This is a genomic window from Methylobacterium indicum, assembly GCF_001043895.1.
Lineage (GTDB): Bacteria > Pseudomonadota > Alphaproteobacteria > Rhizobiales > Beijerinckiaceae > Methylobacterium > Methylobacterium indicum.
This window is the reverse complement of sequence record NZ_JTHF01000059.1, coordinates 1-13,615: the sequence shown is the minus strand read 5'-3', so window position 1 is coordinate 13,615 and position 13,615 is coordinate 1. Positions and strand designations below refer to the sequence as shown.

The 13,615-nt window shown below is 62.0% G+C and carries 16 protein-coding genes and 1 pseudogene; 6 read left to right on the top strand and 11 right to left on the bottom strand.

From position 1 onward, the window contains the following. Positions 1-96: 96 nt before the first annotated feature. The 5 genes from QR78_RS07580 to QR78_RS07565 form a co-directional block, all read right to left on the bottom strand. Positions 97-1,167 carry an IS630 family transposase gene (locus QR78_RS07580; RefSeq protein WP_048426892.1) on the bottom strand — a complete coding sequence of 357 codons (1,071 nt, stop codon included), beginning with the start codon at positions 1,165-1,167 and terminating at the stop codon, positions 97-99. 85 nt (positions 1,168-1,252) lie between these two features. Next, complete coding sequence (locus QR78_RS32530) at positions 1,253-1,741, bottom strand: GNAT family N-acetyltransferase (RefSeq protein WP_158004022.1); 489 nt, start codon at positions 1,739-1,741, stop codon at positions 1,253-1,255. 513 nt (positions 1,742-2,254) lie between these two features. Further along, positions 2,255-2,866: an ATP-dependent Clp protease proteolytic subunit gene (locus QR78_RS07575; protein ID WP_048426891.1), complete on the bottom strand. Its 612-nt coding sequence runs from the start codon at positions 2,864-2,866 to the stop codon at positions 2,255-2,257. 44 nt (positions 2,867-2,910) lie between these two features. After that, positions 2,911-3,267 (bottom strand): SRPBCC family protein, encoded by a 357-nt coding sequence (locus QR78_RS07570; protein WP_048426890.1) that lies wholly within the window; start codon positions 3,265-3,267, stop codon positions 2,911-2,913. Next, complete coding sequence (locus QR78_RS07565) at positions 3,264-3,578, bottom strand: ArsR/SmtB family transcription factor (protein WP_048426889.1); 315 nt, start codon at positions 3,576-3,578, stop codon at positions 3,264-3,266. The genes QR78_RS07570 and QR78_RS07565 overlap by 4 nt, the downstream gene beginning before the upstream one ends. A 304-nt stretch (positions 3,579-3,882) precedes the next feature. On the opposite strand from QR78_RS07565, the gene QR78_RS07560 reads away from it, so the two are divergent. Both QR78_RS07560 and QR78_RS33980 read left to right on the top strand, forming a co-directional pair. Beyond that, positions 3,883-4,467: a recombinase family protein gene (locus tag QR78_RS07560; protein ID WP_048426888.1), complete on the top strand. Its 585-nt coding sequence runs from the start codon at positions 3,883-3,885 to the stop codon at positions 4,465-4,467. A gap of 405 nt (positions 4,468-4,872) precedes the next feature. Then, a complete protein-coding gene (locus tag QR78_RS33980) occupies positions 4,873-5,442 on the top strand; it encodes a hypothetical protein (protein ID WP_125901067.1) in 570 nt (189 codons plus the stop codon). A 37-nt stretch (positions 5,443-5,479) separates the two neighbouring features. On the opposite strand, the gene QR78_RS07555 is transcribed toward QR78_RS33980, so the two are convergent. Continuing rightward, on the bottom strand, positions 5,480-6,160 hold the full coding sequence (locus tag QR78_RS07555; RefSeq protein ID WP_048426887.1) for a nucleoside/nucleotide kinase family protein: 681 nt from the start codon (positions 6,158-6,160) through the stop codon (positions 5,480-5,482). Positions 6,161-6,559: 399 nt separating this feature from the next. Continuing rightward, positions 6,560-7,786, bottom strand: coding sequence for a M20 aminoacylase family protein (locus QR78_RS32525; protein ID WP_082171759.1), 1,227 nt, complete (start codon positions 7,784-7,786; stop codon positions 6,560-6,562). Between the two features lie 284 nt (positions 7,787-8,070). On the opposite strand from QR78_RS32525, the gene QR78_RS33975 reads away from it, so the two are divergent. Continuing rightward, positions 8,071-8,517: a hypothetical protein gene (locus QR78_RS33975; protein ID WP_125901069.1), complete on the top strand. Its 447-nt coding sequence runs from the start codon at positions 8,071-8,073 to the stop codon at positions 8,515-8,517. Between the two features lie 103 nt (positions 8,518-8,620). Here the strand turns inward: QR78_RS33975 and QR78_RS07545 are convergent, their stop codons facing one another. Further along, positions 8,621-9,178 (bottom strand): hypothetical protein, encoded by a 558-nt coding sequence (locus QR78_RS07545; RefSeq protein WP_125901071.1) that lies wholly within the window; start codon positions 9,176-9,178, stop codon positions 8,621-8,623. A 540-nt stretch (positions 9,179-9,718) separates the two neighbouring features. Here QR78_RS07545 and QR78_RS33970 point away from each other — a divergent pair. Next, a complete protein-coding gene (locus QR78_RS33970) occupies positions 9,719-10,183 on the top strand; it encodes a hypothetical protein (RefSeq protein WP_125901073.1) in 465 nt (154 codons plus the stop codon). 388 nt (positions 10,184-10,571) lie between these two features. On the opposite strand, the gene QR78_RS35920 is transcribed toward QR78_RS33970, so the two are convergent. The 3 genes and pseudogenes from QR78_RS35920 to QR78_RS34850 all read right to left on the bottom strand — a co-directional run bounded on the left by QR78_RS35920 (position 10,572) and on the right by QR78_RS34850 (position 12,588). Continuing rightward, entirely contained in the window at positions 10,572-11,336 is a 765-nt protein-coding gene (locus tag QR78_RS35920) for a hypothetical protein (RefSeq protein ID WP_125901075.1), read from the bottom strand. Continuing rightward, positions 11,243-11,442 (bottom strand): annotated as a pseudogene (locus QR78_RS34855) (transposase); the annotation flags it as partial. The pseudogene QR78_RS34855 and the gene QR78_RS35920, both read right to left, overlap by 94 nt. Before the next feature lie 3 nt (positions 11,443-11,445). Further along, complete coding sequence (locus tag QR78_RS34850) at positions 11,446-12,588, bottom strand: hypothetical protein (protein WP_158004019.1); 1,143 nt, start codon at positions 12,586-12,588, stop codon at positions 11,446-11,448. 113 nt (positions 12,589-12,701) lie between these two features. Here QR78_RS34850 and QR78_RS33960 point away from each other — a divergent pair, with 113 nt between their 5' ends. Further along, positions 12,702-13,028, top strand: a complete 327-nt coding sequence (locus QR78_RS33960) for a hypothetical protein (RefSeq protein ID WP_125901077.1) — start codon at positions 12,702-12,704, stop codon at positions 13,026-13,028. A gap of 18 nt (positions 13,029-13,046) precedes the next feature. Further along, complete coding sequence (locus tag QR78_RS33955) at positions 13,047-13,607, top strand: hypothetical protein (protein WP_048461137.1); 561 nt, start codon at positions 13,047-13,049, stop codon at positions 13,605-13,607. Positions 13,608-13,615 lie beyond the last annotated feature (8 nt).

Sequence of the window (13,615 nt, the reverse complement as noted above, 5' to 3'; positions counted from 1 at the left end):
GCAATCAGTCAAACAGGCTCTGAGCCATACCTCAGACTCGCATGCCTCACGCGCCTTGTGAATCCTCTGAATGCGTCAATGCACTAGTGCACCGACTCAAACGGATGGTGCAGCGTTGCCGTTGACGGCATTGAGGATGGCGGCGGCTGGCTTGGTCCAGACGAAGGGCTTTGGCCTGTCGTTGTGCTCGGCGATGTAGCAGTTGATCGCAGCCTGAAGGTCGACGATCCCGCTGAAGCTGCCACGTTTCAGCCTGCGCCGGGTCAGGGCGGAGAAGAAGCCCTCGACCGCGTTCATCCATGAGGCCGAGGTTGGGGTGAAGTGGAAGATCCAGCGCGGATGCCGAGCCAGCCAGGCCCGCACCTTCGGGTGCTTGTGCGTGCCGTAGTTGTCCAGGATCACGTGGATCAGTTTGCCGGCCGGCACCGCCGCCTCGATCGTGTTGAGGAAGCGCAGGAACTCCTCGTGGCGGTGACGCTGCATGCATCGCCCGATCACCGTGCCCTCCAGCACGGCGAGCGCGGCAAACAGCGTCGTGGTGCCGTGGCGGATGTCGTCGTGGGTCTGGGTCTCTGGGCGACCTGGCGTGACGGGCCGGCTCGGGCGGGTGCGCTCCAGGGCCTGGATCTGGCTCTTCTCGTCGAGCGAGAGCACGACGGCGTGGCGCGGCGGATCCATGTAGAGCCCTACGATATCCTCGACCTTCTCGGCGAAGGCCGGATCGTTCGAGCGTTTGAAGCTGCGCACCCGATGCGGCTGGAGGCGATGGGCATCCCAGATGCGCTGGACCGACCGCAGGGAGATCCCGACGGCCTGCGCCAGGGCGCGGCCGGTCCAGTGGGTGGCTTCACCGGGCGGTTCGGAGCAGGTGAGGGCGAACACTTCGGCGACGGTGTCGGTGGAGTGAGGTGGCTTGCCGGGCGGACGGGTCTTGTCGCGCAAGAGGCCCTCGACGCCTTCCTCGGCGTAGCGCTGTTGCCAGCGCCAGACAGCCGGCCGGCTGACGCCCGCCTGCTGGGCGACGTCGAGGACGCAGAGGCGTTTGGCCGAGAGCAGAACGATGCGGGCCCGCTGGATGTGCTTGAGGGGCCGCCCCCGATCGGCGACGATGGCGGACAGGCGCGTCAGGTCGGCGGCGCTGGGGGTCACACAGACAGTCTGAGCCATGCCTCAGACTCGCATGACTCAGGCCTCATGTGAATCCTCTGAATGCGTCAATGCACTAGGCACGTTGGCAGCGCTGCAGCCAACATCAAGCGGACCCGGGAAGCACCTTCCGCATTGCAATGTTGAACGGCTCGAAACCTAACCGCTGGAAGAATGCCTGCGCGTTGGCGTTGAAGCTCCACGTGTCAACAGCAACATGGGCAATGCCTCGCGCTTCAGCTTCCGCCTCGACAGCGCGAACCAGTGCTACCCCTACGCCTTTCCTTTGCGCACCTTCACTAACAGCTATATGATGGATGTAGATACGCCTTAGGGAAAACTTAAAGATATTATCAGGCCGCACCTGTGTCTCGAACCAGAGATATCCGATTGATATGTCAGAGATTTTTGCAAGCAAGACAGTAAAATTTTCCGCAAGAAGCAGTCTGCGAAAAAATCCCTCAACCTGCTCGTGCCGATAATCTGCACGGAAGTATGCAGGTTCGGCTCTCACATGTGCCTCTTGAACAAGCCGGTTTAGGATTGCCAAATCGGAGACATCTTCGGCAACGGCTGGCCGTATGACGACACCCACTGCATCCTCCCTGCTGCACAACTCCTCTGTAAGCGACTGCGAAATGACTGCAAACCACCGAGGCTGTGTGAAAACTCGGACGTACCCCGAAATTGTAGAACAATCTTTTGCGATGCTGGTATTCGGGCATCCTGGATGGCGGCTGCGGTGCAGTCGGCCCGTCTACGCTGGCTGTCTTCAGGGTACGCCCTTTGAGGCGCTGGCGCCGAGACGCGCGCTCCTCGTCTCACCAGGTGGGGGGCCGCGTCACGAGACGATAGCGGGCGCAAGTCTGAAGTTCACGAGGCAGGAAGAAGATCGCATGCCGGGAGGGGAGGGGCAAGCCCGACCTCCCCACACGTAGATAAGTCCACTCCCCCGCATACCGGTTTGCAATCTGTCGGAAACCATGTGTTTGCCGACATCCAGCATCGCTGGCAGAGCGACCCTGTTGCCTGATCTGAAGAGCTGGATGGGAAGGGTGCGAACCGCGCCGGCTCGAAGGTCTGTCGGGACATGTCGTGTCCAGACAACCTACGCGAGGCCAGCTGCGCGCGCGGGAGGGAGAATGCGGTCGACGAGGCCCCATTCGAGCGCCTCCTCCGCCGTCATGAAGCGGTCGCGGTCCATGGCACGCTCGAACTCCTCGTAGGACCGCCCGCAATGCTCGGCGTAGAGCCGCGTCACACGCTGCTTGGTTCGCAGCGTCTCCTGGGCGTGGATGAGGATGTCGGACGCCTGTCCCTTGTATCCGCCGAGCGGCTGGTGGACGAGGATGCTGGCGTTGGGCAGCACGGCCCGCTCCCCGGGCTCGCCGGCCATGAGCAGGAACGAGCCCATCGAGTACGCCATCCCCATGCACAGTGTGTGCACCGGAGCGCGGATGTGGCGCATGGTGTCGTACATCGCAAAGCCGCTCGTGACGACGCCGCCCGGCGAGTTGATATAGAGGTGGATCGGCCGCGTCGGGTTCTCCGCCTCCAGGAACAGGAGCTGAGCACAGACCAGCGCCGAGACCGCGTCGTTCACCTCCCCGTTCAGGAAGACGATGCGCTCGCGCAAGAGGCGCGAATAGATGTCGAAGGATCGCTCCCCGCGGCTGGACTGCTCGACGACCATAGGGACGAGTTGCATCGCGTCGCGCATCGGCGACCTCCGATCTTCCGGAATGGGGCGTAGGACGAGCCGCGTCAGGCGGCGCGCAGCCGGGGGGCGTTGTGGTTCGCAGCGGCCTTCGTCAGGGGCGCGAACCGGGCATCCGTCAGGTCATGAATGATGCGCAGGCAGGTGCCGCCCGTACCGTTCGGGACGATGCGGAACGTCACCGTGCTCTCGAGGTACGGCGGGGCGGCCTCGCGCATCCGGTAGCTGACCTCTTCTCCGGGCGTGACGGCGACCGGTTCGGGCCCGGCCAGCGCCGCCTCGGGCAGCCAATGCTCCCAAAGCGCCTGGATGCTGAGCGCACGCCACACCTTCTCGGGCGGCTCGCTCAGCTCGTAGGCCTGCTCAATGCCGTGGCCGGGCTCGTCGTACACCGTGTCGCTCATTGGTCCATCTCCTTCAGCACGACCTTGAGCGCGTCGATGCGGGCGGGCCAGTAGGTGCGGTACTTCGCCAGCCACTGCGCGATGAGCGCCACCCCTTCCGGATCGACGTCGTAGTTCACGAAACGGCCCTGCCGGGCCTCGCGCACGAGCCCGGCGCCCCGCAGCACGGCGAGGTGCTGGGACATCGCCGGCTGGCTGATCGCCATGCCCTGGCGGAGTGCGCTGGCGTTCATGCTCCCGCCGGCGAGCTTCTCGAAGATCGCGCGTCGGGTAGGGTCTGCCAGGGCCCGGAAGATGTCGTCCTCAACCATGGCAACAGATAAGCACACGCTTATGTGAAGCGCAAGCCCAGAACACATGCCGCCAGGTGCGGGATGCGGGCGCCTCGTCCGCGTGTGCGGGTTAAACGGCTGCTGTGAGGTGGAAGCTCGTTGGTCAGGCAGACGGCGCAGCCGACCATACGCAGGGCCGGCCTTGATGGGTCATGTGCGCCTGCTCGGCCTGTCCGGAACCGACCGGTTCTGGACAGAGCGGCCCGCCCTGTTCAAAACCTAGCCTCCGTAGGTTCCGGACAGGCGTCCGGTTCCGGTCAGGGTTTTCGGACGAATCAGCCTCATGCCGCGCACCTTCGCCTACCTCCGCGTCTCGACCCCCGGCCAGACCACCGACAACCAGCTCACTGAGATCCACGCCGCCGGGTTCACCATCGAGCCGCGCCGGCTGGTGACCGAGACCGTCTCGGGCTCCACCGCGGTCGGGCAGCGCCGCGGGTTCGCCCGCCTGCTCGATCGACTGGAAGCGGGCGACGTCCTCGTCGTGACCAAGCTCGACCGGCTCGGCCGCAACGCCATGGACGTCGGCGCGACCGTCGCCAGGCTCGAGGAGCTCGGCGTGCGGGTCCACTGCCTGGCGCTGGGTGGGGTCGACCTGACGAGCTCGACGGGCAAGCTGACGATGGCCGTGATCAACGCGGTCGCAGAATTCGAGCGTGATCTCCTGATCGAGCGGACCCAGGCCGGGCTGAGCCGGGCGCGGGCGGAAGGCCGGCGGCTCGGCCGGCCAGCCAGTCTCACCAGCGAGCAGCGCGCGGAGGCCGCGCGCCAACTCGGAGAGGGGGCGAGCGTGTCGGCCCTGGCGCGGACCTTCAAGACCAGCCGGCAGACCATCCTGCGGATCAGGGACGCAACCGTGCCGTCCTGACCGCCCCGGCATCTCGCCCGCAACGGCTGAATGTCACAGCAACGCGCATCGACCTTCGTCGTAGAAAACATACAACAAACTCTGTCGGATTGATGTCATGTGTGGAAACGGGTTTTGAGAGGTTTTCCGCACATGCTCGCAGAGTGTGCAGGATAGGGGAGGACTTAGTGCCCCCCGGCTGCACCGCACTGTCCGCTCGGGTGATGTCCGTTTGTTTGCCTGTCCGTTAGCTCATTCCACCCTTGCGGACATATTTAGCGAGCCGTGGCAGTGTCCACTGCGGCATGCCCATAGGGACGGCCGGAATAACGAACGGGCCTCAGAGCACCCCGCCTACGATCCGCTTTAGGTGGAAAGCGGACGGCGTCGGATATACCCTCGGACGCCGGTACGGGATCTGCGCTCATGAACGACACTTCGTGGATCGACGCAGCAGGCGCAGCCATGTGGGCGCTAGTCGAACGCTATACGGGACACGTCAGCTACAAGAGGGGTGCCAAGGCGAGTGGGCTGCATGAAGACCCGCCGGTCATAGACTGCTCGGGTTGGACTGGTCTGCTCTTGTCGGCCGGTATGGCTGCGGCAAACCGCGAAGCCGGACGCTTGCTTTTCACCGATGCCGATGCGGCAGCCGTTCACACTTGGTCGGACCGTTTGATTGAGAATTTGGAGCGTCGCTCAGGCTCTATCCTCTCAGGGGACCAGATCACCGCCGCCGAACTGCCGCCATACGCGACCATTGGCTTGCAGCAAGGCGGAGGCGCGTGGGCGACGAACCATCCCCGCCCTCGTGGCATTACGCACGTTGTTCAGGTCGTTCACCGCCCCGGAGATCAGGACCGATACGTGTCGGAAGCTCAAGCCATGAGCCAGCCGAATGGGCTTCGATTGACCCCTCTATCCGAATGGATTGAGCGGTCACACAACTACCTGAAGCCTGATGTCGCATGGGCAGTAGCCCCGTTCACAAGATGAGAAGCCGACAGCCGCTATGGGTGGAAAGCGGTCGCATTTAGCCCAACCGACCTCCTACCCTTGCATCGAACCAGGGCTTTGCGAGGTCGTCGTTGTCGATGATCGCGTCGCAGTTGCCCTCCGGATCGCAGAGGCGTTCGTACAGGGCATACGCGGGACGGTAGCGCTTCCCATAGAGATCGCGCGCTGCCATCTCGCCCCCGAGGCGATCAGTATCACGACCCAGGCCGCGGGCCTCCGCCATCGCGGCTGAGGTCCGCACGAAGAGCGTCACGTCCCAATGGTCACGTAGCTCGTGGCGTTGGAGGAAAGTGCCATCTACGATCAAGATGGCGTCCTCGGCTGCCACTTGCGGCTCCTGAGCTATCGGCTGGTCGGCGTCGAGGTCGAAGGACGCGGTGCGATACTGCCGATCACCCTTTGGTCCCAGCGGGGCAAGAAGGAGGGTGACGACGGAGGGAAGATCGCGTGCGTCGTAATAGTATCCCTCTGCTGAATACCGGCCTCGGGCGTAGCGCTCAACACGTGGGCGGTGGAAGCCGTCGATGGATGTCCGGATCACGGGCCGCCCTGTCTCAACAAGCAACGCGGCAATTTCGTCGGCGAGCGTCGTCTTGCCCGAGGCCGTCCGTCCATCGACTGCGACCCGTACCGGGTGGCCTGGGCGCAAGCGTCCGATGCGCGTGGCGACCTCGCTGAGTGTGTCCGTCCTGCTCACGATACGCTCGCGCTCGTTGGTACTGCGGAGGCTTATCTATAGCTCCTTAGGGTCAGCTTCATGACGCCTCGGGGCGTCCGCTGAGGGTCGAAAGCGGCCCCCAACGGCGCTCGAAATCCGTTAGGGTATGCCCCTATGGATGGCCGGAATAACGAACGGACCTCGGAGCACCGCGCCTGTGATCCGCATTGGGTGGGGAGCGGACTCCGCCGCTCTACCCGGAGGCGGACTTTCTGCATCCAACCCAGCTCGGTTACTTGGCGGCCTGTCACTCCATCCCAAATGCTGACGCTCGTAAGCCGCGCCTAGGGGACGTGCCTCAACGCAACAGCCACGGGCGGATCCGGCGGCCTCCCTCGGCCGGTAGCCAGCGATGCGATGTGCCGAAGGACAAGTTTCTCATGGCGTCGCTAGCTCTGTTCGAACCAACTCCACCCAGTAAGCGGCGCCCATTGGGATAATCTCGTCGTTGAAGTCGTAGCGGGGCGTATGCAAGCCTGGACGCGAGTTGTCTGACTTTGCGCCGGCGCCGATCAACATGAATGCGCCCGGGCGCCGCTGCAGCATGCGAGCAAAATCTTCTCCCCCTGTGGATGGGCGCAAATCGCCATCTACCATTCCGGCTCCGACTAAGGCTGTTGCCGAAGCTATCGCGAGGGCCACTTGTTTGTCGTGATTCACCAGCGCTTCACCGCCACGACGATAAGAGACTTCGGCTGTACAATCTTGGGCGGCAGCGAGCCTTGCTGCCAAATCCCGGATCCGCTGCTCCAAAATATCACGAACACCTATCGTGTACGACCGCGCGACGCCATCAACTCTGACCTCGGCCGGCATCACATTAGGTGCTTTTGCCGATCCGCCATCAATATAGCCAACGCTTACCACAGCCTGATCTGACGAGGAGATATTGCGACTGACGATCGTCTGTAGGCCAAGTAGGAAATAACCCAAAGCGACGCTCACGTCGGCCGTAAGATGTGGGGTCGAGCCACCATGTCCGCCCGGCCCATGGAAGATAACCGACCAGCGATCACACGCCGCCATCATCGCACCGCGGCGGGTCGCGAACCTGCCTACAGGCAGGCTTGGTGAGTTGTGCAGTCCATAGACAGCATCACATGGAAAGCGCTCGAACAGGCCATCTTCCAGCATGGCGCGCGCGCCGCCGCGACCTTCCTCGGCGGGCTGAAATACAAATTGAACTGTGCCGTAGAACTCCGGATGCTCCGCCAGATAGCGAGCGGCGCCAAGCAGCATGGCGACATGCCCATCATGGCCGCAGGCGTGCATGATGCCAGCGATCTCGGAGGCGTGGGGGAGACCTGTCTCCTCATGGATCGGCAAGGCGTCCATGTCGGCGCGCAAACCGATAGCGCGCATTCCCGCTCGATTGCCCCGGAGTGTGCCAACCACTCCCGTCTTACCGATCCCTTCCGTGACCTCTAAGCCCCAGGCCCGTAGTTTCTCTGCGACCAAGGCGGCGGTCTTGACCTCTTCGAAGCCTAGCTCGGGATGAGCGTGGATGCGCCGGCGAAGGGCTGACAGCTCCGGGTGCAGTGACCGGATCTCATTCAAGACATCTTGCGGAGAATGCAACACGGCCCCCCTCAAGCGGTTCAGCATGTCCCAGGGCAAGCCGCAGTCTCAAGGCAGCAGTACCCCGGTTGGTTCTATTATATAGGAACGGACTGTCGCAAGGCGACACAAGTGATCCGTCCGGGTCGCCTTATCTACACCTCCGAAGCGGGCCTTCCCGGGTGCCGCAACGGGTCGAAAGCTGCCCAAATCGATACTCAAGATCCGTTAGGGTATACCCTAACGGATCTTGAGCGTCGTTTCGGGCAGAGTTCGACCTGTTGCGGAGTCGGTTCTGCTGAGCAAATATGGCCCCCAGAATGCTTTCGTGAATGCCACGCAAAGGCTGTGCTCGGGTGGGACGATTGTCGCGACCAAATATCGTAGGACTTGCTGCGCTTGCGCTGTTGCCTTTTGCAGCAAGTGCGTGGGCATGTGATGCCTCACTCCCAGAGCGCGGTTCTGTTGTCGAATGGCCCGATAAATATCTAGCTGCCAATGTGAAAGTTCTCAAAGTTTGGAGCACTTCTTCCATAGATCGTCGTGCATCCATCCAGGTTTTACAGTCTATCAAAGGTAATCTGCCGGAGAAATTTGTTGTAAGTTATGATGTCACTAGCTGTGGTGCATCTTTTGCTGAAGGAGAAATTCAGATTTCAGGTTTCGTATTATTGCCTAAATCTCAATGGAAGAGAAATTACCGTTTCGAGTCTAACTCGTTCGTTAATACCTGGGTGCAAGCTGTATTTGTAGAAAAAAAATTGATACTTGCTCAATGAAATCAAAAATATCTCTCTCCAAAAGCATAAATGCATACTCGCTCAATCTAAATGGCAAGAACCAAATTCCTGCTTTCCAGCCATTGCTGACAGCCGATGCTGTTCATGGGGCGAGATAAGATACGAAACCCTTCATCCATGCGACTCGACCGTCCTCGCTCCGCCTCCAGGCCACCACGGCGAAGATCGGGTATGGTCCGGCGAAGCCGCCACCCGTTTGGCGGAAGGCGGTGTGATGGATCGAAGGATCGTCCTTACACGTCGCGATGTCTCCGAAACCCTGAGCGACCAACACCGTCTGAAGGGCGTCCGCGTCGCTCCCCGGCGGAAACAGGGCGTCGAGGCGCGGGGTGAGGTCCGGCGACAGGGCTTCGCTCATGGAGGCGAAGGATGGCGAGGTTGGCTGCGGGCAGCCCATGCTGGCCCATCCGCTCCCGGCGCGCACGTCCTGCAAGAGGGACGGTGTCGCTGGAACGAGGGGCCGCTTTGACAGGTGGATCGCCAGGAGCGGCCCGCCTACCAGCGTCGCCGACACGAGGAGGAGGCCAGCGCCGAGTGCGAGAACGAGCGTGCGACCCTTCATGGGATGAACCTGCCTCGAAAAGAGTCCGCTTTCCACTCGGCTCGGACATTTAGCGGCAAAGTTGTAGAATGTGCTCATGCTACGCTCCCTCGCCCATTCTCCCTGGACACAGTTCGTCGTCGGGCTGGTGTTTCTCGGGACGCCTCTCCTATCAGCCACCGTTCGCAACCAGAATGATAGTGGACAGGCGCTTACGTGGTTCGGTGCGGGCCTATTTGGGCTCGGCCTCCTGGTAGTGATACGGCCCTATGTCCTGACGCGCCGAAAGAATTTAAACAGGGGATTTGTTCCAGATCCACAGATCATACCACTTATTGGCCCGCAGGGGCTTAATATTTGCAAAGCGTTCATTTCTTACTATCAATATTTTAATATCGTAATCGCTTCCACGCGAAGGACTGAGCGCGCAATAGCGGCGGCGGCAATCATCATAGGGATCGTCTTTTATATGTTTGGCCCAATGCTGACGCCCTGGCTGGGACCAATTAGCAGATGAATTTTGATTGGAAGCTGTACGGTCACGGCGGCCGAGTTCGCTTCCCACCCATATCGGTCGTTGAGACCACAAGGTAGAGGTGGTCGCGAGCGGCTGCTGGTGGCCGTCGGAGATGTGATGGCGTGAGGACCTTGCGACGCTCGTTCATCCTTGCTTTGGCAATCATCGGATTTTTCGGCATTTCTGGTACTGTTGGGCTCTGGATCGCGAAGGAAAAACTTTACTCTAGCCCAAATGCTCTGGTTTTCATTGACTCCCCGGATGGTGCGTTCAGGGCGGCTGTTGCGTCGTACGTCGGTGGAGGCGGATTTTCCCCGTACTGTTTCAATCGATTGTTCGTCGTCGATAGCCAGACGCCTGCGGATAGAGTGGCCGATGAAAACAATCTCGTCGCAGAGGGCGAATGCGGTTCCTTCGGATCGATGGAAGGAGGGATCTCCGATCCATCCGATGTCTCATGGAGCGAGGTTCGAACACTGACAGCGCGGATTTCACTTCACAGCGCGACCACAGGCTTGGAGACGTTTCGCATTCGTAAGATGGCGGCGTCAGGACACATCAGAGTCGAGTTCGAGGTCAGGCAGTAGCCGTCCCAGACGGCTGCATCCCACCCAAACCGGATCGCAGGTGCGGTGCTCCAAGGTCCGTTCGTTATTCCGGCTGTCCATAGGGGCATACCCATAGGGACGGCCTCTGCCGCGTACAGCTTGTGCATGGCGCGGGTTGGGATGGAGCTGCTAGGACGGCAGCATCCCGAACGCGGCCTTGGTAAGGCGCACATGGTCTCGATGGCCGCGGAAACGGCGCTAGGTACCGATGGATGGGTGGGACGAGGCCCGTGGGCGGATGGTCCGTCTCCGACCGAAAACGGTCGAACCGGTATATGCTAGCAAAGACTGTAGGCGGACACGCAATGGCCGCAACTCGGCTTCGCCGCATGAATTAGTACAGGCTAGTAGGAAAGATCATTTGCGTCTACTGGCCTGTAGCTTTTCTTATAATCTCATCGGCCGATGCCTCATCATCCACCGAGAGCACTCGCGATCTCGTAATATCAACCAATGTTGTTGAAAGAACTGGTAAATTCGGATCTGAGGGCAGAGTGGCGGCCGTCCTACGGGCGTCAATGAAAATAAGATATTTTGTATTCTTGGCAAGATCTTGGCCACATACAGCATCAGAAACTTGTTTCGCGAAAAATTCCTGAGGTAGCTCTCCTTTATATGACTTTATAACGTGTAGTTTGATAAAATCTAGTGGACTATAATTTGAATTTGGGTCTATCTTAACACTATAAACATTAGATGTTTGAACTACAGCTACGTGGTCAAAATACTCGAAATTCGCTTTATCTGATTTAGATCCCGCACCAGGAATAATTATTCTACAAGCATAAGCTGCATTCGGAAAGACTCCAAGCATACTCGTTAAAGCCAGCACGGAAAAGTAAATCATTCTCATCCTTTTTCCCGTCACAGCTTCTTGCAGATACTTTTTGTTCAGATTGGCACAAAGTTGCGAGTTGACCATCCGCCCGACCCAATCGTCACCCTCGGTCTCGCCGATAGCCTTGAAGAGGACCTTTTCATGGTTCGCAACAGAGCGAAAGTTGACTCGCACACGGTCAAGCCGATCGGATTTTGATCCTAGCTCTTGATCCAATCGAGAGCGGTGGCCAGACAGAGAACGTTCAGCAAGCTGGCGGCAGTCTTCTCGTAGCGGGTGGCGATTGCGCGCCACTCCTCCATCCTGGCCCAGAGACGATCGGCCTGGTTGCGTTGTTGTTGATCCAGGACCAACAGGCGACGGGTGCCTCGTTTGGCTGAGGCGGAATGGTAACTCGCGCAACTCAGTCCATCTCCTGCTCGTCCCGCGACTGCGTCGCACGGTCCTGAGCTTCGCGCTCCAGACGGTGGCGCTCCAGCACCCACCGCCGGACTTCCTCCGGATCCTCGGTCTTGCCGGGGGCGTTGCGCCCATCGCCGGCCCGTCCTGATCGCGCCCGCTGCTCTGCGGCCTCGGCCTCCTCCCGTTCGCGCTCTGCAAGGCGTGCTGTCTCGCGGGCGAGCCCGCGCTCGGCGTCGAGCTGGCGCATGGCCTCAGGCGACCGGGACGTGTCGGCCTCGTCGGCGCGCGCGACTTCGAAGGCGGCACGCTCAAGCCGCTCCGCAGCCGTGGCCTCCCGCTCCTCTCGGGTCGCGACCCTGGACGCTTCCGCCCTTTCGGCCTCCGTGGCACGCCGGTTCTGGTTCCCGGCGGGCGCCGGTGTCCCTGTCCCGCTCGGCTGTGCCGGATCGCGGTCCTGCTCCTGGGCTTGGGCCTTCTCCCGCTCCTGCGCCTCCTGCTTGCGCACGCTCGCGATGATCGCCTCGGCCCGATCGGGCGGCAACATCCCCCGCACCGTCTCAACGTCGATGTGTGTCTGCCCCTGCTCCATCATCCTCTGAAGGTCGAGCTTCACCGCGCTCGCCTGGAGGACGTTGGCCGCCAGGTGCTCGTATCGCTCTCTCGCCGGCCCTTCGAGCGTGGCCGCTGTCTTCGCGGCCTGCTCGTTCATGAGCTTGAGGTCGGCTTCCATCTTCTCGGCGGTGACAGGCATGGCCTGGGCTCCTGGATGCTGGTCCGTATGAGCGTGGGCTGACTCTTGGCTGCGCGCGCGCTCCCCGAGCCGATAGGCGTCTGCGGTGCGCTGCGCGAAGTGCGCCGCGACCGGATTGCCCGGCTGCGCCTGGGCCAGCTCCGACCAGATCCGGGCGGCCTCGGCCGTCCGCGCAAGCGCCTGGGCTCCGATCGGCACCTTAACCGGATTGGTCCGTGCCGTCGCGATCCGCTGACGCGCGTTCGCGATCATCTCCTGATTGGCCGGGTGGCTCGCATACGCCCGATCCCGTGCTGCCCGTCCCGGCCGGGGCTGCTCGGCCGCGGCGACGATAGCCTTGTCCCGTCGCCCGTAGCTCTGGCTCGATGCTCGCTCCTGGGCCGTCGTCGCCACGATCTGGAGGCCCTGCGCCTGGGCGTACTCGGCGTAGGTCTCCCGCCAGCGCCGCAGGTCCTGCGGGCCCAGAGGATCTTCGCGCCGCCCATGCCCCGCACTGCGATCACCGCGTGCGCGTGGATGTGGCCGCTGCTCTGCTCCTTGTTCGTGTGCATCCCGAACATGAAGGCGTGATCGGCGAACGTGTCGCAGAGGAAGTCCCTCACCGCATCGCGGAATGCCTGCTTGTCCGTCCCGGCACAGGCGGACACGACCAGATGCATGGTGTCCCGCGCCTGCTGCGAGCGCAGGTGCGGCTGCCAGGTGCGCGCCACCTCGTGCACGTGGGCCGCGGCACCGATCTGCCGGCCGTCGTTGGCCACAGCCCCCGAGGTGACGCTTTCGATCAGTCGGCCGAGATGAAACCGCACCCCCTCGATGCCATGGCTCGGCGCTGACGGAACGAAGCTCATCCGGTGGCCGACAACGACGCGGAGCCGCACATGCTGGGCTCGCTCACTGAACCGGCCTCCGGGCGCGGGGTCGAGGCCGGCAGCCCGCCTGAACCGGCAGGCACGGCACGGACCAGTCCGGTGCCACCCGGACGAAGCACGCCAGCCAAGAAGCCCCTGGTCCTGGCACCCCCCATCCGGGAGGGAGCGGAAGTCATCTCCATCAGCGGGATCGTGTCCGGCACGGATGACGCCTTGCAGGCCGACATCGGCGAGATCGAGGAGTTGGTCAGGACCTTGGGCGCCTCGACGGATCCCGATGCCCTCACCAGCACGCTCGACGCCTTCGGGGAGGATGATCCGATGGCCGCGGCCCTGCTCCGGGCTCAAAGGGCCAACGCGCGTCACAAGGCCCGGCTGAACCAGCGGGAGGAGGCCGGTGAACCGGAGCCGGAAGTGGAGCTCGCGGGCAGCGCGCGCCGTCTGGACGGGGGAGCTATCCAGGCTGACGGTGCGGCGCACGAGGAGGGCGGATCCCTGGCGACTGCGCTCCGACAGGCCAAGCAAGCCCACCTAGTGCACTGACTCATTCG